Annotated in this window: 17 protein-coding genes; 6 read left to right on the top strand and 11 right to left on the bottom strand. The window is 37.3% G+C overall.

The window, feature by feature from the left end:
* Positions 1-42: 42 nt before the first annotated feature.
* From H4J69_RS13235 to H4J69_RS13215, 5 genes are all read right to left on the bottom strand, one after another.
* Positions 43-1,494: a TrkH family potassium uptake protein gene (locus H4J69_RS13235; protein ID WP_070375276.1), complete on the bottom strand. Its 1,452-nt coding sequence runs from the start codon at positions 1,492-1,494 to the stop codon at positions 43-45.
* A 107-nt stretch (positions 1,495-1,601) separates the two neighbouring features.
* Positions 1,602-1,961: a 5-carboxymethyl-2-hydroxymuconate Delta-isomerase gene (locus tag H4J69_RS13230; protein WP_182222570.1), complete on the bottom strand. Its 360-nt coding sequence runs from the start codon at positions 1,959-1,961 to the stop codon at positions 1,602-1,604.
* Positions 1,962-1,985: 24 nt separating this feature from the next.
* Entirely contained in the window at positions 1,986-2,612 is a 627-nt protein-coding gene (locus H4J69_RS13225; protein WP_182230299.1) for a YigZ family protein, read from the bottom strand.
* A gap of 32 nt (positions 2,613-2,644) precedes the next feature.
* Positions 2,645-3,964, bottom strand: a complete 1,320-nt coding sequence (pepQ, locus tag H4J69_RS13220) for a Xaa-Pro dipeptidase (RefSeq protein ID WP_070375279.1) — start codon at positions 3,962-3,964, stop codon at positions 2,645-2,647.
* A 56-nt stretch (positions 3,965-4,020) separates the two neighbouring features.
* Positions 4,021-5,940, bottom strand: a complete 1,920-nt coding sequence (locus H4J69_RS13215) for a transglycosylase SLT domain-containing protein (RefSeq protein WP_182230300.1) — start codon at positions 5,938-5,940, stop codon at positions 4,021-4,023.
* A gap of 320 nt (positions 5,941-6,260) precedes the next feature.
* Between H4J69_RS13215 and tusA the strand changes: the two genes are divergently transcribed.
* On the top strand, positions 6,261-6,521 hold the full coding sequence (gene tusA / locus H4J69_RS13210) for a sulfurtransferase TusA (RefSeq protein WP_182222566.1): 261 nt from the start codon (positions 6,261-6,263) through the stop codon (positions 6,519-6,521).
* A 60-nt stretch (positions 6,522-6,581) separates the two neighbouring features.
* Here the strand turns inward: tusA and glyS are convergent, their stop codons facing one another.
* From glyS to dnaA, 6 genes are all read right to left on the bottom strand, one after another.
* Complete coding sequence (gene glyS / locus H4J69_RS13205) at positions 6,582-8,648, bottom strand: glycine--tRNA ligase subunit beta (protein ID WP_182244940.1); 2,067 nt, start codon at positions 8,646-8,648, stop codon at positions 6,582-6,584.
* On the bottom strand, positions 8,648-9,571 hold the full coding sequence (gene glyQ, locus H4J69_RS13200) for a glycine--tRNA ligase subunit alpha (RefSeq protein ID WP_070375291.1): 924 nt from the start codon (positions 9,569-9,571) through the stop codon (positions 8,648-8,650). Before glyQ ends, glyS begins: the two co-directional genes overlap by 1 nt.
* A gap of 211 nt (positions 9,572-9,782) precedes the next feature.
* Positions 9,783-12,227 carry a DNA topoisomerase (ATP-hydrolyzing) subunit B gene (gene gyrB, locus H4J69_RS13195; RefSeq protein WP_070375292.1) on the bottom strand — a complete coding sequence of 815 codons (2,445 nt, stop codon included), beginning with the start codon at positions 12,225-12,227 and terminating at the stop codon, positions 9,783-9,785.
* Positions 12,228-12,237: 10 nt separating this feature from the next.
* Positions 12,238-13,326, bottom strand: coding sequence for a DNA replication/repair protein RecF (gene recF, locus H4J69_RS13190; protein ID WP_070375293.1), 1,089 nt, complete (start codon positions 13,324-13,326; stop codon positions 12,238-12,240).
* Positions 13,326-14,429: a DNA polymerase III subunit beta gene (gene dnaN / locus H4J69_RS13185; RefSeq protein WP_070375294.1), complete on the bottom strand. Its 1,104-nt coding sequence runs from the start codon at positions 14,427-14,429 to the stop codon at positions 13,326-13,328. The genes recF and dnaN overlap by 1 nt, the downstream gene beginning before the upstream one ends.
* Positions 14,430-14,471: 42 nt before the next feature.
* The gene (gene dnaA, locus H4J69_RS13180; protein WP_070375295.1) at positions 14,472-15,827 is read right to left on the bottom strand and encodes a chromosomal replication initiator protein DnaA; all 1,356 of its coding nucleotides are present in this window, start codon (positions 15,825-15,827) and stop codon (positions 14,472-14,474) included.
* Between the two features lie 475 nt (positions 15,828-16,302).
* Between dnaA and rpmH the strand changes: the two genes are divergently transcribed.
* The 5 genes from rpmH to mnmE all read left to right on the top strand — a co-directional run bounded on the left by rpmH (position 16,303) and on the right by mnmE (position 20,171).
* Positions 16,303-16,437 carry a 50S ribosomal protein L34 gene (rpmH, locus tag H4J69_RS13175; protein ID WP_070375296.1) on the top strand — a complete coding sequence of 45 codons (135 nt, stop codon included), beginning with the start codon at positions 16,303-16,305 and terminating at the stop codon, positions 16,435-16,437.
* Between the two features lie 40 nt (positions 16,438-16,477).
* A complete protein-coding gene (rnpA, locus tag H4J69_RS13170) occupies positions 16,478-16,834 on the top strand; it encodes a ribonuclease P protein component (protein WP_070375297.1) in 357 nt (118 codons plus the stop codon).
* Entirely contained in the window at positions 16,801-17,049 is a 249-nt protein-coding gene (gene yidD / locus H4J69_RS13165; RefSeq protein WP_070375298.1) for a membrane protein insertion efficiency factor YidD, read from the top strand. The genes rnpA and yidD overlap by 34 nt, the downstream gene beginning before the upstream one ends.
* A 6-nt stretch (positions 17,050-17,055) precedes the next feature.
* Positions 17,056-18,693, top strand: coding sequence for a membrane protein insertase YidC (gene yidC, locus H4J69_RS13160; protein WP_182245091.1), 1,638 nt, complete (start codon positions 17,056-17,058; stop codon positions 18,691-18,693).
* Between the two features lie 101 nt (positions 18,694-18,794).
* Positions 18,795-20,171 (top strand): tRNA uridine-5-carboxymethylaminomethyl(34) synthesis GTPase MnmE, encoded by a 1,377-nt coding sequence (mnmE, locus tag H4J69_RS13155; RefSeq protein ID WP_182222563.1) that lies wholly within the window; start codon positions 18,795-18,797, stop codon positions 20,169-20,171.
* Positions 20,172-20,208: the final 37 nt, after the last annotated feature.

The following is a 20,208-nucleotide window of genomic DNA, read 5'->3' as shown; positions in this document are numbered from 1 at the left end:
ATCTGGGGTTTTTCGTTTCTATTATTACACTATACTCTACATCTAAGAGCGCCAGAAACCTGGAGTAAAGAGTACTAATAAAGTAAATATTTCTAATCGCCCAAAGAGCATAGCAACAATTAATACCCATTTACTGAAATCGGTGATCTCAGCAAAATTTGCGGCTACAGCACCTAAGCCTGGACCTAAGTTATTCAGACAAGCAGCCACTGCTGTAAAAGCCGTAATGTCGTCCATACCTGTGGCAAGCAGTAACAACATACAAATAATAAATACCGCAGCATAAGCTGAGAAAAAGCCCCATATCGCTTCAACAACACGATCAGGTAAAGCTTTACGACCTAATTTTATCGTAAAAACGGCTTTAGGATGTACTAAACGGTTTAATTCTCGTAAGCCTTGTAGATATAAAAGTACCACTCGTACAACTTTCATTCCGCCACCTGTACTCCCCGCACAGCCACCAATAAAACTGGCAAAGATTAAGAGTATTGGCAGTAATGTCGGCCAATCGGCAAAGCTGGTTGTTGCAAAGCCGGCGGTGGTACTAATAGAGACTGACTGGAATAAGGCTTGGTCGAATGCTTCAAAACCATCTTCGTAAGTGCCTGTTGCTAACAGCACAATTAAACAAATGAGTGTTAAGACAAATTGGATAGCAATAAAGACTTTAAATTCTGGATCGAAGAAGTAATTTTTTAAGGAGCGACTGTGCAATACAGCAAAATGCAGCGCAAAATTTACCCCAGCGATCAGCAAGAAAAACACACAAACAAAATTTATCGCGGGGCTATTAAAATAGCCGATACTGTCGGTATGTGTAGAGTAACCCCCGATAGCAATTGTTGAGAAAGCATGACAAATGGCATCAAAGATAGACATGCCTGCTCCCCAATAACTAATCGCACAGGCAATAGTTAAAAATAAATATATATACCATAAATGTTTTGCTGTATCGGCAATGCGCGGCGTCATTTTTGAATCTTTAACCGGTCCCGGTGTTTCAGCACGGTAAAGCTGCATACCACCAATACCTAGCATAGGTAAAACGGCAACCGCTAAAACTATAATACCCATACCGCCAAGCCACTGTAATTGCTGGCGATACCAAAGTACTGCATGCGGTAAACCATCAATCTCTTTTAAGATGGTCGCCCCAGTTGTTGTTAAGCCAGAAAATGATTCAAAAAAAGCATCTGCAACAGATAAATTAGGCTTGTCTAAGAGCAAAAGGGGCACCGCAGAGAAACTCGCCAGTACTACCCAGAATAAAACGACAATTAAAAAGCCTTCACGTGCGCGCAAGTCACTTTTTTCATTTTTAAACGGATACCAAGCAAGTAAACCTGCAAATAAGCAAAACAGAAATGCAGTCAGAAAGGAGACACCACCACCATCACGGTATAATAGTGCAATTAAAGCAGGCGGTAACATGGTTACACTCAACAGAGCAACCAGTAAGCCAAGAATTCGAATGATATTTTTTATTTGCACGAGTTAATTTTTATTATTCAGTAAAGTCATCGACCACATGTTTTTTGATGATAAAGCATAAAGATAAACACTGCGACTTTAAATCACCTATTTCGTCTTTAATTTATTCAGCTGACACGTTTATTATAAGATTCACGTTCCATATCGACTATTTCGACGCTAATTGAAATTGATTTAATAGCAAAGGAATTTAGATGACTTAACACGAGTTTAGATAGCTCTTGCCTTTGTTCTAAATTGCGACCTGACAGGATTTTGCAACAAACATGAATAAACCTTTGTTGATTATTGCTAGTTTGACTTTCATTTCCCACAGTAAAATATGTAAAGGGTGTTGCTCTTACTTTAATATCAGTCGGAGAAAATAATAAAGACTTAACTGCTCCTGCAAAAACGGCAGACATAATTTCTTTAATATCTAGTTCTTGAGCCAGTTCTTGTGAATATTCGATAATACAATGTGGCATGAGGGTGTCCTTTTTTATCTGATATTATCTTATATTAGGGTCAGTAGACCTAAGGGTTAATAACCCGGCAGAAAGCGTTTGTAATTGTTGCTTAACTTTTGTTAGTTGTTCTTCAGGTAACGCTATAATCAATTCTACTTGAGCGGCAAAGTCTTGTTGAATAATTTCACCCTTAGCTTGTTCAACAAAATACAAGACATCGTTTATCTGTCCGTAATCGCACGTTAATTGCTTTTCTACCATAGGAACTTTTGTACTTGTTTCTACTAACAATAATGCTTGACGAACACTGCCACCATAAGCCCGTTGTAACCCACCCGTACCGAGCTTAGTACCGCCAAAATAACGAACAACTATTGCACATAACTCACCAACATCACCTCCTTGTAAAACAGCTAACATCGGTCGTCCTGCTGTACCCGAAGGTTCACCATCATCAGAAGAGCCATAACCTTGGCTATCATCTGGTTTTCCTGTGAGAAATGCATAGCAATGATGGCTTGCTTGAGGATGTAATTTTCGACACTTAATTAATAGTTCTTTAGCCTCTTCGTGGCTTGTACATGGGGAAATAAAACAAATAAAACGACTACGGCTAACGATTGTTTCATCAACAATACTGTTAGCCGCTACTTTGTAAGGTTTGTTCATAAAATATAAAGTCGTAAATATAGTCTTAAGGGTTATTTCAACTCTAATTCACGGGTCATATTTTCGTTATGCAATTGATGAACAATAATATTATCTTCAATACGAATGCCACCAAATGGACGCATAGCCTCTATTTTTTCCCAATTTATCATTTTGCCATTTTTTGAAGCTTTAAGATCGGCCAATAATGATTCAATAAAATATAAGCCTGGTTCAATGGTAAATACTTGATTACTTTCAATAATACGTGAAGTACGTAAAAAAGGATGTTGTTCTGGTGTATTAGCATGAGTACCGCGTTCATCGGCCATAAAGCCGCCAACATCATGAGTTTGTAAGCCTAAATGATGACCTAAACCATGCGGAAAGAAGGTTGAAATAATACCCGTTTCAACTGCTGTATCAACATCAACATTAATAAAGCCGAATTCATGTAAGACATTACCAATATCACGATAGGTTTCAATATGTAAATCGACATAGCTTTTCCCGGGTTTTAAGCCATCAACAGCATTGAGCATCAATTTGTTCATGCGGGCAATCAATTCAGCAAACTTATCTCGTTTAAATGAATAAGTACGTGTTATATCAGAGGCATAACCATTAAAGCTTGCGCCTGCATCAATTAAAAATGAACGATGTGCTTGCGGTACACCACGGTCTAAAGCGGTGTAATGTAAAATTGAGGTATTCGTGTTCAGTGCAACAATATTGCCATAAGGTGTTTCGTCACCGGTATGATTGGTTGCTTTTAAATAGGCTTGCTGAATATCAAACTCTGACGAGCCTTGCAAGAAAGCGCTTTTTGCCGCTTTATGACCAGTAACAGCAATCGCGTTCGACTTACGTAAACACTCTTGTTCATATTGCGTTTTATAAGCGCGATGATAATGTATGTAATTAAGTAAAGGCTCAGGGTTTATATTTTTAAATCCTAGCGCTTTTGCTACTTCGATATGTTCGCCTATGTAGGCAAAATCGGTTTTATCATAGGGTAGCAATTTCTCAACATCAGTCGCTTTGGTCAGCACTTTAACATCAAAAAAATCATTCCAATAGTCATTAGCTAAAGGTGTGATTTTATGCCAAAAATCAACAGGTTGGTAATAGATAAGTGTTGGTTTATCTTCACCATTAATAATCAACCAGCAATTGGGAATATTCACTAATGGTAACCAAGCTTTAAAATGAGGATTCACTTTAAAGGGGTAACCATAATCATCGAGAAATACTTTAATTTCTTGACCAGAATGAATCACTAAACCTTGTAGATTCTCACGTTTTAAAACAGACTTCGACCGTTGCTGAAGTTCGCTAATATGGGCTGGGTAAAGTGTTGCTAATTTGATCATTGATCGCGCCTCTGAAAATTTTCCAATATCATATCATACTCTTCTAACGTTTGAATTTACTGAGCAATACTCATCGTAAATATCTGATCAAAGAGTGATACATCCTGCCCTACTTTTATTTGATATATTTCTTGATACGCCATAACACTTTTCACATACTCACGTGTTTCTTTATAGGGAATCGTCTCTATCCAAATATCCGCTGGCATAGGCTCCAAGCCTTTTAACCAACTCCGAACACGATACGGACCGGCATTATAAGCTGCTGTAGCAAGCACTTGATTACCATCATGTCGGTCAAGTAAACGCTTTAAATACTTTGTACCTAGCTTTATATTGTCTTTCGCATTCAATAAACGCTTGTTAGTCACTTTACGCTTCTGTAAATGTTTAGCTGTTGCGGGCATAACTTGCATTAACCCCTTTGCGCCTGCGGGTGAGTTAGCATCGGCCATAAATGAGCTCTCTCTGCGCGCTATTGCAAATGCCCAGGCAGGGTTTATTTTGTAAATTCCGGATGAATGCGTTATTTCATCAGCAAATGCTAATGGAAAACGTAAATCAACATCATTCAAATAACCCACTTTAGATAAGGTAAAAATGGCGCGATCAAACCACTGTGCTTCATAAGCTATTCTTGATGCGGCCAATTTTTCTCGATCACTTAACTGCGATAACCAATAATTCCATTCAAGCCGAGCTTGATGAAAACGTCCAATATGGAAGAATTCAAAAGCCCGCTTTGCTGCTGGGTTTTTCAATAAGTCGACTTTTTCAGCATCAGTAATCGCTAATGGATAATTTTGTAGGTTAACACTTTGCTTTATAGCACTTGCGGCAAGGAACCCATAGTAATGACGTTTATTCGCTAGTTCACTTAATACTTCATGCCCTAGTGCTGTTTCTCCAGTTTCAAGTAGGCTACGTCCATACCAGTAGCGCCATTGATTTTTCTGGTGTAATGTTTCAGGTAGTGCCCTTAAATCAGCTTTAATCGCTGGCCAATCTTGAGCTCTAAGTAGATCAGCCATTCTCCATTGCACAATGTTTGTCGACTGCAGTTTCTCATCCACTTTAGCTAGCCATGTCGCTGAGCTTTTATGGTTTTTACTGGCTAACGCAATAGCGAATTTTAAAACAATTTGCTGTTGTTGTGCTTCTGAAAAAGGTAATACTTCGATAGCCTTACTATATGTCTTTAACGCTTTTTCAGAGTCACGCCAAATTAAACGTTTTAAACCATAAGCGGCAATAGAGGCTTCTTTAACAGATTTCTGTGGAAAGCGTTTCATATTGCTAATGTAGGCAGGATCACGTCGCACTTTATGCCATAAGCTGCCTAAATACTGATCTTTTTTTGGTAGTAGTTGAGTCAAATAAGGGATTAAGGTGTGTTTACCGCCATCTGCAGCCAGAGCTATACGTTGCCATATACGTTCATCGGTTCTATAACCTGCTTTTTGCCAAAGCGTAAAAAGTGGATCACACACTTTCGGCTGAGACTTTCCTACCACCCATAGTTTAGTGACTTCAGGTAAAATTTTTGACTCCGCCACGCCTGATTGTAATTGATAACGATAATACTGACAGGTTAATTCCACATCAGAGGTCGGCTTAAAGAAGTCCTGAAATAATAATGCGTTGTCTTGTTTAGCTAAATAGTTCAGCCATTTTTTACGCAGTGGCCAGTCGAGTGGTGATCCGCGATATGTTTCAAGGAACTGACTAATTTCACCTGTATATGACATATTCATACCATGCATTAATCGTTGCTGATCTAAGTAAGGCTGCAATGGGTAATAGTGTAACTGCTGATACAAGGTTTGATAATGCAATGAATTGGGTTGCCAGACGTACTTTTCTGCTTCTTGAAATGCATCACGAATACTGGTTTGACTTATTGATGTTGTTGCACTAATTGTACTTGAGAGGAAAAGTGAGAATATTATTAACACTGACGATGTTAAACGAAACATAGCGTTACCTTAATTATAAGAAAATTTACTTCCCTTGGCCGTTAATTGACCCGTTCTACCTAAATATATTTCTGTTTACATCTGTAACTCTACCCTTAACAGACTAGTTAGCAGTTACCCTTAATTTTTCATGCATAGCCCAACAAAGCAAGTGAAATTAGCATTCTGTAATGCTTGATACTTATCATCAATAAATTAGCTTTTAAAGTCGTTACAAGGTAATGATAATTTAGTTTTTATAAATAAAATTTAGTCTTGATACCCTGCTTTCATTTTTTTTGCTAACATTGCCTTATTAATTATCTCCTTTGTATATCACCATGAATAATAACCCTGAAGATGTTTTCAAAAATCCCGACCATTTATTAGATGCTGTTGGGTTACGTTGCCCAGAGCCCGTCATGATGGTAAGGAAATCGATTCGAAAAATTTCCGCTCAAGAAACTTTATTAATAACGGCAGACGACCCTTCCACAACTAGAGATATACCCAGTTTTTGTCGTTTTATGGATCATGAACTTATCGCCCAACAAACTCATGAAAAACCTTTCCTTTATTTGATCAAAAAAGGGAAAGCTTAACACTTTCCCTTTTTAAATATTCAGCACTAATAAGTAAGTGTCGATACGACTAACGCTTACCTATTGTAAAAGTGCAACATCAGCAATCGCAAAGAAACTATTCCTAATTTCATTTAATAGCGTTAAACGATTAGTTTTTATCGCTTCATCGTCAGCCATCACCATAACATTATCAAAAAAGTTGTCTATCGGTGCTTTTAAACAAGCAAGCTCTGTTAATGCCGCCTGGTAATCTTTTGCCAACATCATCGGTGCAATCGTAGCTTTCACTTCATTAAATGCTTCAGCTAACGCTTTTTCTTGTGTTTCAGTGGCTAAATCAGCTTTAAACGTTGGGTAAAGTTCACCGCTAAATTTAGCTAAAATATTACCAACACGTTTATTAGCGGCAGCTAGTGTTGCGGCTTGTTCCAATGATTTAAAGTGACTTACCGCTTTAATACGTTTTTCAAAGTCTAAAGGTTCAGTTGGCGCATTGGCTAATACTGCTTGAATAACGTCAACTGATATACCTTGCTCTTGGTAATAGGCTCTAAATCTACCCAAAACAAAATCAACAACTTGGACATTAACGTTTTCATTTGAAAGTTTTTCACCGTATAAACTAACACTCTCTTCAATTAAGGTATTGATATCTAATGGTAATTTTTTCTCGATGATAATTCGAATCAAACCAATTGCCGCACGACGTAACGCAAAAGGGTCTTTATCACCTTTAGGAGCTTGGTTAATACCAAAAATACCCACTAAGCTGTCAATTTTATCTGCAATAGCGACTGCACAACCAATATTACCTTCAGGTAAGGCATCACCAGCATAGCGAGGTCTATATTGATCTTCTAAGGCTTGAGCAACTTCAGGTGCTTCGCCATCATTCTCAGCGTAATATTTACCCATAGTACCTTGTACTTGAGGAAACTCTAAAACCATATCAGACATCAAATCAGTTTTACTGAGTAAACCTGCTCGTTTTGCTTGTTCCGTGTTCTCGCCTATTTGTCCGGCAATAACTGCGCTTAATGAAGCAATACGTTCAGATTTCTCTTTTAATGTTCCTAACTGTTTCTGAAATAATACCGATGATAAACTTTCTAAACGTGACGCTAACGTTTTGCTCTTATCCGTTTTAAAGAAAAACTCCGCATCTGCCAAGCGTGGACGAATGACTTTTTCATTGCCCTTAATCACTTGAATAGGGTCTTTACTTTCAATGTTGGTTACAAAAATAAACTTATTTAATAACTGACCATTTTTATCATTTACCGGAAAGTATTTTTGGTGATCTTTCATTGAATAAATAAGTGGTTCAGCGGGAACATCTAAAAAGGCTTTGTCAAAACTACCAATTAATATTACCGGCCATTCAACTAAACCAGTAACTTCTTCCAATAACTCATCGTCAATTAATGCAACACCATCTAATTGCTGAGCGGCTTTATTAATTTCTGACAAAATTAATGCTTGGCGCTCTTGGTAATTAACTTGAACGAATGCCGACGTTAGTTTGTCTTCGTATTCATTTGCATGCGCTAAAGTAACGAAACCTTCATGATGAAAACGATGTCCCGTGACAACATTACTTGAACTTACTTCTAAAGTTTCACCGACAATGATTTCTGCGCCAAACATTATGGTCAAGGTATGGACTGGGCGAATAAATTGAGTACGAGTACTGCCCCAACGCATAGGTTTAGGAACAGGTAGTTTACTTACCGCAATATTGACCATAGCAGGAATTAACTCTGCTATGGTTTTTCCTGTTTGTGTCGCACGATGTAATAACCATTCACCTTTGTCAGTCTTTAAGCGCTGAGCTTCTTCAACACTAATACCATTGGAACGTGCCCAACCTTGCGCGGCTTTGCTAGGATTGCCTTCAGCATCAAATGCTACATCAATGGCTGGACCCCGTTTTTCAATTTCTTTATCGGCCTGTTTTTCAACTAACTGACTGACCTTTACCGCTAAACGACGTGGTGTAGCAAACCATTGAATATCTTCGTAAGTTAAACCTGCGCTATCTAGTTGATCTTTTATTTGCTGATAAAATGTAACGGCAAGATTTTTTAATGACTTCGGTGGTAATTCTTCAGTACCTAGCTCTATTAGTAGTGTTTCTGTGTTCATTATGATTTCCCACCAGCAGTATTATTATTTTTACAAAGAGGAAAACCTAATTCTTCACGCTTATCGTAATAAGCCTGTGCACAAGCTTTTGATAATGTTCTGACTCTTAGTATATAACGTTGGCGTTCGGTCACTGAAATAGCGTGACGAGCGTCTAATAGGTTAAAGGCGTGTGAGGCTTTCATAACTTGCTCGTAAGCGGGTAATGCTAAACCTGCTGCAATTAACTTCTGGCTATCTTTTTCACATTGATCAAAAGTATTAAACAAAGCATCGACATCTGCATGTTCAAAATTATACGTTGACTGCTCAACCTCATTTTGATGAAAAACATCACCATAAAGTACAGTACCCATAGGACCATCAGCCCATACTAGGTCATAGATACTATCAACATTTTGGATATACATAGCTAAGCGTTCTAAGCCATAGGTTATCTCACCTGTGACTGGCGTACACTCTAAGCCACCTACTTGTTGGAAGTAAGTAAATTGTGATACTTCCATACCGTTTAACCAAATCTCCCATCCTAATCCCCAAGCGCCTAGCGTTGGTGATTCCCAGTTGTCTTCAACAAAGCGGATATCATGAACTAAAGGATCAATGCCCAGTTCTTTTAAAGAATTTAAGTATAATTCTTGAATATTTTTCGGCGAAGGTTTTAACATGACTTGGAATTGATAGTAATGTTGTAAACGATTAGGGTTTTCACCATAACGGCCATCAGTTGGACGGCGACAAGGTTGAACATAAGCACTGCTCATTGGCTCAGGACCAATAGAACGTAAAAATGTCATTGGGTGAAAAGTACCAGCGCCGACTTCAAGATCAAGCGGTTGTACGATGACACAACCTTGGCGTGACCAGTAGTCTTGCAACTGAAAGATTAATCCTTGAAATGTTTTTATATTGAACGTACTCATAATTTTCCGATTCATTATTCGTGTGAGTTTTACCGATAACGGCTAATGATATTAAGTATACCGATTGCATTATTATTAACCTAGTAACAAGTTAACAAACTTTGAGTTTTTACTCGGTAATCAATTTACTTTAGCTATTACCGTATTGCAGAATGTTAAAATGCCCAGATTTGATGTCCGGGCATTTATAATTTTAAAATAACGCGCTTAACTATATATCTAAGTTAGCTACATTTAACGCATTCGCTTCAATGAAGTTTCTACGTGGTTCAACATGATCACCCATTAATGTAGTGAACAATAAATCCGCGGCAATAGCATCTTCAATGGTAACTTGTAACATACGACGAGTTTCAGGATCCATGGTGGTTTCCCATAACTGGCTTGGGTTCATTTCACCCAATCCTTTATAACGTTGTATATACTGACCACGTTTAGATTCAGCCATTAACCATGTTAGTGCGTCTTCAAAAGTAGTAACCGTTTTAATTTTTTCACCACGTTTAACATAACCACCTTCTTCAATGAGACCATTGATAGCAGTATTTAAACCAAAAATAGTTTCAAATTCTTTTGAATGAATGAATTCATAACCACAATCATAAATATGATCAATACCATGTTGGCGAACGTTAAAACTTGGATAGTAGATATTTCTTTCTTGGTCATGCTTAATATCTGCAGAATAGATAGAACCATTACCATCTTGTTCGTCTAATTGTGCGACTAAGTCACCAACCCATGCTTCTACTAACGCTTTATCATGAAAATCAGTTTTAACAATTTCTCTGCTGTAGATCATTTTTTCTAATATATCAGCAGGTATTTGACGTGAAACACGCTTAATAATGTCATGCGTTTTACGATACTGTTTCACTAACTGTTCTAAAGCTAAGCCTGAAATAGCTGGTGCTGATTCATTAACATAAATCTCGGCACTATCTAGAGCTAACGTTGTTAAGTACTCTGTTAAGCCGTCATCATCTTTAATGTAACGCTCTTGCTTACCTTTTTTCACTTTATAAAGTGGTGGTTGAGCAATAAAGATATGACCACGTTCCATTATTTCTGGCATTTGACGATAGAAAAACGTCAGTAATAATGTACGTATGTGAGAACCATCGACATCGGCATCGGTCATAATGATGATACTGTGATAACGAAGTTTTTCTGGATTATATTCATCGCGACCAATACCACAACCTAAGGCGGTGATTAATGTTCCAACTTCTTGTGATGAAATCATTTTATCAAAACGTGCTTTCTCAACGTTAAGAATTTTACCTTTCAACGGTAATATTGCTTGGTTTCTACGATTTCGCCCCTGCTTGGCAGAGCCGCCAGCAGAGTCTCCTTCGACAATATATAGTTCAGAAAGAGCAGGATCTTTTTCCTGACAATCAGCTAATTTACCCGGTAAGCCAGCAATATCTAATGCACCTTTACGGCGCGTCATTTCACGGGCTTTACGAGCAGCTTCTCGCGCTCTAGCTGCATCAACAATCTTCATGATAATAGTACGAGCAACAGAAGGTTTTTCTAAAAGGTATTCACCAAGTTTTTCGCCCATCGCTTGTTCAACAGCTGTTTTTACTTCTGAAGATACCAATTTATCTTTGGTCTGCGATGAGAACTTAGGATCAGGAACTTTAACCGATATTACCGCGGTTAATCCTTCACGAGCGTCATCACCCGAAGCACTTGTTTCTGTGCTACCACCTTTCTTCGTTTTATTAAGGCCTTCTTTAACCATGTAACTATTTAGTGTACGTGTTAAAGCAGTACGGAAACCGCTTAAGTGAGTACCACCATCACGTTGAGGAATATTGTTAGTAAAACAATGAATACTTTCTTGGAAACCATCATTCCATTGCATAGCAACTTCAACAATAATGCCGTCTTCACGCGCTAAATCAAAATAGAATATTTCTTCATTGACGGGTGTTTTATTGGTATTAAGGTAATCGACGAAAGCTTGAATACCACCATCAAATTTAAAATGGTCTTCTTTGCCTTTTTCACGTTCATCAATTAAACGAATTGAAATACCAGAGTTTAAGAAAGATAACTCACGGATACGTTTAACTAATAAGTCATAGTGAAATAAAATATCTGTGAAGGTATTTTCACTTGGCCAAAAACGTACTTCAGTACCTGTTTTATCACTAACACCAACTTCAGCTAAAGGAGCTTCAGCAACACCTTCGTGATATATCTGCTCAAATAATTTACCTGCTCGGCGAATATTCAGTTTTAGCTTACTACTTAAAGCATTTACTACAGAAATACCAACACCATGAAGACCACCTGAAACTTTATAGCCAGAGTCTTCACCACCGAATTTACCACCAGCATGAAGTACTGTCATGATAACTTCAGCAGCAGAAATACCTTCTTCAGGGTGAATGTCAGTTGGAATACCACGACCATCATCTCTAACCGATACAGAGCCGTCTATGTGTATTTTAACAACAATTTCAGTACAATGACCTGCTAAGGCTTCATCGATAGAATTATCTAAAACTTCAAATACCATATGATGCAAGCCACTGCCATCATCCGTGTCACCAATGTACATTCCTGGTCTTTTACGTACAGCATCAAGTCCTTTTAGAACTTTGATACTGTCTGAGCCGTATTCATTTTCTACTGTCATAGCGTATAGCCTATTTACCTATTGCTGAGATTTGTCCATGTTTCACGTGAAACATCTTATAATTATTATCAGTAGGAACCAAGGGTTCTACTGCGATTTTATCAATTGCCGTGATGATAACTTGGCAGTCTAATTTATTTATCGCGTTGTTTAATAAGGTTCTAGAATTTAAATCTAGTTCCGCACCAACATCGTCAATTAATAAAATTGGTTTTACTCGCTTAACTTTTTCTATTAACTTAGCTTGCGCAAAAGTTAACGCCAGTAAAAACAACTTTTGTTGGCCACGTGATAACTGATTGTCGATCACCACATTACCCGTTAAAAATTTCACATCAAACTTTTGTGCGCCGTATAAACTAAAGCCTGCTTTTTTTTCTCTCTCTCTATTTTGTAATAACACATCACTCAATGTTTTTTTACTATTCCAACCTTGGCTATAAGATATCGATATACCTTCAGCTAAACTAGGCAACATCAACTCTAACCAAGGTTGAAGCTCTAAAGAAAGCTCCTTAATATATTCGTCACGTAATTTTGCAACCCTTACCGATGCCTCGCAGAATACTTGGCTCCAATAATCTAAGGTATCAACATCAGACCTATTACGTAAACAAGCATTTCTTTGTTTTAGTATTCTTGAAAATTCTTTCCAACAATCTGAAAATGAATGTTTCACGTGAAACAATCCTAAATCAATGAAACGTCTTCTTTGTTTCGGTCCACCAAAAAATAATTTAAAACTTTCTGGTGTAATAACTTGTACCGCAATATTTATTGCTAATTGAGAAAGCTGTCTATGCTTTTCTCCAGCAATTTTAATTTCTGTTAAGCCGGTAGCAAAATCTTTGGCAACACCTAACTGTAATCCTTTATCGTCTTTAGCACTAACAATGAATTTACTTTTATTGTGAGTAACTAAATTTTCAACTTGCGACGTTCTAAAAGACTTACCATGACCCAAGTAAAAAATAGCTTCAAGTAAACTGCTTTTACCACTGCCGTTATCACCGATAATAAAATTTATATTATCGTTTAATTCAATGGTATCTGCTGCTAAATTTCTAAAATCATAAGCGGTAAGTTTTTCTATACTCATTAAAGTCGCATTGGCATAACAACATAAATAGCTTCGTTACTTTCAGCACCTTCGATAACTACACTACTATTTGCATCGGCTAAAGTAAATTTAACCTCAGGCTCTTTTATTGCGTTTAGAACATCTAGAACATAATTTACATTGAAACCTATTTCAACTTCCTCGTAAGGAAAATCAATTTCTAATATTTCTTCGGCTTGTTCTTGTTCAGGGTTATTAGCGGTAATTTTTAATTCGTGTTTAGAAAAATTAAGACGGACACCTTTAAACTTATCATTAGATAATATCGAAGCGCGGGATAATAGTTGTCGTAAATTTTCTTTACTGGTGTTGAGTACTTTATCACCATTGCGTGGTAAAACACGACGATAGTCAGGAAAACGACCATCAACTAATTTACTGGTAAATGAAAAGCCACTATCAATAATACGAATATGATTTGAGCCTAAAAAGACTTGAACGTTTTCTTCGACTGGGTCAAGTAAACGAATAATTTCTAAGATACCTTTACGAGGCACAATAACTTGTCTAGACGGTAGTGTTAATTCATTAGACGAAATTTTACATATCGCTAAACGGTGACCGTCAGTAGCTACAGAGCGAATTTCGTTACCTTCTGTCTCTATAGACATACCGTTAAGGTAGTACCTAACATCTTGATTTGCCATAGAAAAATGAGTGCTTTCTATTAATCGAAGCAAGTCAGATTTAAATATTTGAAATTCAACATCACCTTTCCACTCTTCTATATTAGGAAAGTCAGCAGCAGGTAGCGTTGCTAAAGAATATTTACTTCTACCGGTACTGATAATGATTGCTTCATTATTCGATTCAAAAGATAACATTGAATCTTCGGGTAAACTTTTACAGATATCGAGAAGCTTGCGGGCGGGAATAGTAATTTTTCCATCCTCACCTTGGTTATCTATTTGCGTACTAGATACCATTTCAAGCTCTAAATCAGTGGCTGTTAACGTAAGTGACTGCCCACTTATATCTAAAAGAATATTACCAAGGATAGGTAATGTACTTTTACGTTCTACGGCACCAGAAACCAATAAAAGTGGTTTCAGTAATAATTCCCTATTTAATGAAAACTTCATTTATCTACCTATCTTTTTATGTACTTATTATTATAACGAAAGCTATGACGAAAGTGTTCTAGTTAAATTAGAATAATCTTCCTTAATGTCATGCGACTCTTCGCGTAACGCTTTAACTTTTCGACATGCATGGAGAACAGTCGTATGATCTCGCCCACCGTAGGCATCACCTATCTCAGGTAAACTATGATTAGTTAACTCTTTAGATAATGCCATTGCAATTTGTCTAGGTCTAGCAACAGATCTATTTCTACGTTTTGAAAGTAGATCGGCCACTTTAATTTTATAATATTCTGCAACAGTTCGTTGGATATTATCGATAGTAACTAACTTGTCTTGTAAGGCAAGCAAATCTCGTAATGCTTCGCGGACAAAATCAATAGTAATTGGCCGGCCGGTAAAATTAGCATTAGCAATAACGCGATTCAATGCCCCTTCTAACTCACGAACATTAGAACGTAAACGTTTAGCTATAAAAAACGCAACTTCATCAGCCAAATTAATATGACTTTCTTGTGCTTTACGCTTAAGAATGGCGACACGTGTTTCTAGTTCGGGTGGTTCTATTGCTATCGTTAATCCCCAACCAAAGCGAGATTTCAGTCTGTCTTCAACATCGACTTCTTTAGGATAACGGTCGCTGGTTAAAATAATTTGTTGATTGCCTTCAAGCAAGGCATTAAAAGTGTGAAAAAATTCTTCTTGGGTACGATCTTTACCGGCAAAGAATTGAATATCATCTATCAGTAATGCATCGACACTACGGTAGTAATGCTTAAATTTTTCCATCGCATTATTTTGTAACGCACGCACCATATCTTGAACAAAACGTTCAGAGTGCATATAGGCGATCTTTGCATTGGGTTTATTCAGTAAAATACCATTACCAACAGCGTGTAATAAATGGGTTTTACCTAACCCTGTACCACCATAAATAAATAAAGGGTTATAAGCAGAACCAGGATTATCAGCAACTTGAGAAGCGGCAGCACGTGCTAACTGGTTAGACTTACCTTCAACGAAATTGTCAAAGGTATATTTAACTCTAACATTGGTCGTTTTAGGTAAATTACTTTGTGGCTCTTCTCGTTTTTTATTCGAGGTAACAAGTTGAGGAATAGTATTAATAATATTCTGAGAGCTACTTTGGTTTGGAATACTGCCAACATCAAACCTGAGTAAAGGAGGATTTGTACTTTCTTGCAAAGTGACCAATTCATTTATACGACTTACATACTTATCTCGAACCCAATCAAGCACAAAACGATTAGGCGCATATAAAGTCATGATATTATCGGCAACAACACACTGTAATGGACGTATCCACATACTAAATTGCTGTGCAGGCAATTCTTCTTGTAGAACTGAAAGGCATCGCTGCCAAAGTGAATGATCCAACCAAATGCTCCTGAAATTACGCTATCTTTTGTTAAATCATCTTTTAGCTAATATGACAAATAAAACAAAAGTCGGTAAATATGGTATTTTGTAATGTGTCTATTATCACCATAGTTATCCACAACATCAATATTGACTTTTAAATAGTTGCCCTTTTAGAGAAAATAAATAAAAAAAACCACACATAAGCAATTAAAACGGTCTTCTTAGACTAATTTACTGCTAAAATATCGTTTACATATTATTTAGCTATTAGTGGCAATTGCTTATATTATTATGGAAATTATTTGATCAAATGTTATAAAACTGTGGATATAAATAAATAACCTAAAGATCTATTAGGATCTTTTTAAAATAGATTACTATAAGCATTGACAACACCTGCTACAAACTATAAAATTCGGCCTCTTTTTTTAGAACCAGTGTGCTCAATACGGCTGTTTGCCAGGGCAACAACAACAGACGGATGAGCGTAATGAAAAGAACATTTCAACCTAGTGTATTAAAGCGTAAACGCAACCACGGTTTCCGTGCACGTATGGCTACAAAAAACGGTCGTGCAGTAATTTCACGTCGTCGTGCGAAAGGCCGTAAAAGCCTTAGCGCATAATCTCTTCTTTAATCTTTAATTAAGAGATATTTTAACCATCATGGTTAATTATGAATTTAATCGGGAGTCACGCTTGTTGACTCCCGGTCACTTTCAATCTGTATTTTCTAAACCTCTTCGTTTCGGCTCTAGCCACATAACCATTCTTGTTAGTCCAAATATTGATGAACGTAATCGTTTAGGCTTAGCTATTGCTAAAAAACGCGTTAAATTAGCTGTTCAGCGAAATCGTATTAAACGTCAAATCAGAGAAAGCTTTCGACTCAATCAGCACGACTTACCTAACATCGATATGGTTGTAATGGTAAAGTCTGGTACTGATCAGTTAGAAAATGCCGAAATAAGAAAACAATTAGAAAAAATATGGCGAAAGATAATTCAGCGGCACAACAGCTAGCCATAGCTCTTGTAAAAGCTTACCAGCGCTGGCTTAGTCCACTACTGGGTAATAACTGCCGATTCCATCCAACTTGCTCTTTTTATGCTGTTGAAGCGATAAATCGCTTCGGTGTGATAAAAGGTTGTTGGTTAGCAGCCAAACGTATACTAAAATGCCACCCATTAAACGCGGGTGGATTAGATCCCGTGCCACCATCAAAAGAAGAGAAATAATAAATTATGGAATCTCAACGCAGTTTTCTTTTTATTGCGCTTATGGTTGTTACTTATTTGCTATTCACTGAATACCAAAAAGATAATGCACCCGTAGTAGCTCAAACAACAATGACTCAAACATCTGATCAAATTGCTACCGGCAATGGAGATTTTGTTCCTGAATCATCAAGCTCAGCAATGCCAATGTCAGCGCCTACTAAAGCAAAAGAACAAGTCATTACAATTAATACTGACGTGTTAATAGTAAAAATTGCGACTAGCGGTGGTGATATCATTGATGCGAAATTAGTCAAATTTAATACCGAACAAGGAAACGATATTCCTTTTACCGTTTTGCAAAACGGTAGTCGTAAATACATCGCACAAAGTGGTTTAATAGGCGCGCAAGGCATAGATAAAGTGTCCGGACGTCCTATTTACCAAACGAGTAGCAAAAACTACCAGTTAGAAGGCGATGATCCATTAATCGTTGATTTACAATATACTGCTGAAAATGGCTTAAACGTAATAAAGCGTTTTACATTTACAAAATCAGACTACAGCGTAAATGTTGAATATATTATAAACAACACAGCAACTACCGCTGCTACCGTTCAAATGTACGGACAACTAAAACAGTCTACATTAGTAGAAAGTGGCAGTTCATTAATGCCTACTTATCGTGGTGCAGCCTATTCGACAACTGAAGATCGCTATGAAAAATACGATTTTGGTGACATTGAAGAAAAAAGATTAAATGTAGCTACTGCTGGTGGATGGGTTGCAATGCTTGAACATTATTTTGTTTCCGCATGGGTACCGAGTCTAACTGCCGATAACAATATTTATTCAAGTTATTCTGCTAACAATGAAGCTGTTATTGGGTTTAAGTCACCATCTGTGACTATTCAGCCAAATAGCCAAGCGACAACCTCAGCTATTTTTTATGTTGGTCCTAAGGATCAATATAAGCTTGATGAGATAGCGCCAAACTTAGGGTTGACTATAGATTACGGCTTTTTATTCATGATCAGTAAGCCACTATTTTGGTTATTACTTCAAATTCAGTCTTTAGTTACTAACTGGGGTATTGCGATTATTGTAATTACCTTAGTCGTTAAGGGTGCTATGTATCCATTAACAAAAGCACAATACACCTCAATGGCTAAGATGCGTGAACTTGCGCCTAAAATGGCACAGTTAAAAGAACGCTTTGGTGATGACCGTCAGAAAATGTCACAAGCTACCATGGAAATGTACAAAAAAGAAAAAGTGAACCCAGCCGGTGGTTGTTTACCAATGATCATTCAAATGCCAATATTCTTAGCATTGTATTGGGTATTTTTAGAAAGTGTTGAACTACGACATGCACCGTTCTTTTTCTGGATAGAAGATCTTTCTACTATGGACCCTTACTTTATATTACCGGTATTTATGGGTGTAAGTATGTTCGTTATGCAAAAAATGCAACCGATGACGATACAAGATCCAATGCAACAGAAAATAATGCAATACATGCCAGTGGCATTCTCTGTATTTATGGCTTGGTTCCCATCAGGTTTAGTACTTTACTGGTTTGTCAGTAACATGATTTCAATTGCTCAAATGAAAATTATTTTCAGTGGTATTGAAAAAGCTAAACTAGCCAAAGCTAAAGATTAATTTCTACAGCGTAAAATTATTAAAGGCGGCCTATTAGGTCGCCTTTTTTATTTCCAGTGAAAAATGTTTATAATAGCTAAGCTATTATCTAGGAAATGATTATGACCGAAATTTTATATCAAAAAGAAACCATTGCCGCACAAGCTACTGCACCTGGTAGAGGTGGCGTTGGTATTATCAGAATATCTGGACCTGAAGTTAAGAGTGTTGCTCAGGCTATTTTAGGCAAGATACCTGAAATTAGAAAAGCTGAGTATTTACCCTTTAACGATGCTAACCAGCAAACGCTCGATCAAGGCATTGCCTTATATTTTAAAGCGCCCCACTCATTTACTGGTGAAGATGTCCTTGAATTGCAAGGACATGGTGGACCCGTGATTTTAGATATGCTGTTAAAAGAAATTTTAGCACTACCTAAAGTACGTATGGCAAAACCCGGTGAATTTAGTGAGCAGGCATTTATTAATGACAAATTAGATTTAACACAAGCTGAGGCCATCGCTGATTTAATCAACTCGAGTTCAGAGCAAGCGGCTCGTTGTGCATTACATTCACTACAGGGTGATTTTTCTAAGCTTGTTAATCAACTTGTCGAAAGTACTATTCATTTAAGAATGTATGTTGAAGCCGCAATTGATTTTCCTGAAGAAGAAATAGACTTTCTTGCTGATGAAAAAGTTGTTGGCGATCTGAAAAAAATCATAGGTCAGGTAGAAAAGGTTCAAAGCCAAGCCCATCAGGGCAGCATAATTCGTGAAGGAATGCGCGTAGTTATCGCTGGACGACCTAATGCCGGTAAATCAAGCTTGTTAAATGCATTAAGCGGACGTGAAGCAGCTATTGTCACAGATATAGCAGGAACAACACGAGACGTCCTTACAGAGCAGATACACATCGATGGTATGCCACTGCATATTATTGATACGGCCGGCCTACGTGAAAGTAACGATCAAGTAGAGCAAATTGGTATTGAACGCGCTTGGCAGGAAATAAATCAAGCAGATAGAGTGCTTCTTATGGTCGATGCTTGTGATGATAATAATGATGATCCACAGAAATTATGGCCAGAATTTTTTGCCAAACTTCCCAAAAATATTGGTTTAAGCATTATTAAAAACAAAGCAGATATTAAGGGCATAGCGACCGGTTTATCGGCGACTAATGATATTCCTACGGTAACCTTATCGGCAAAAAATGGTGATGGCATAGCAGAGCTCAAAGACCATTTAAAAAGTATTATGGGCTATCAGGGCAGTACTGAAGGAGGATTTATGGCAAGGAGACGACATTTGGCCGCATTAGAACAAGCTCACCATCATTTAATTATTGGTTTAGAACAGCTTGAATCTTATGTCGCAGGAGAAATTCTTGCTGAAGAGTTACGTTTATGTCAGATAGAACTCAATAAAATAACCGGTGAATTTACCAATGACGACTTATTAACAGAGATATTTTCGTCTTTTTGTATCGGAAAATAACGCTAAATACCACTTTAAATTTAAGAAAAAAGGGACA

Source organism: Colwellia sp. BRX10-9 (assembly GCF_014077405.1).
Classification (GTDB): domain Bacteria; phylum Pseudomonadota; class Gammaproteobacteria; order Enterobacterales; family Alteromonadaceae; genus Colwellia_A.
Note: the sequence above shows the minus strand (reverse complement) of the source record. Positions and strands in the feature narration are given on the sequence as shown.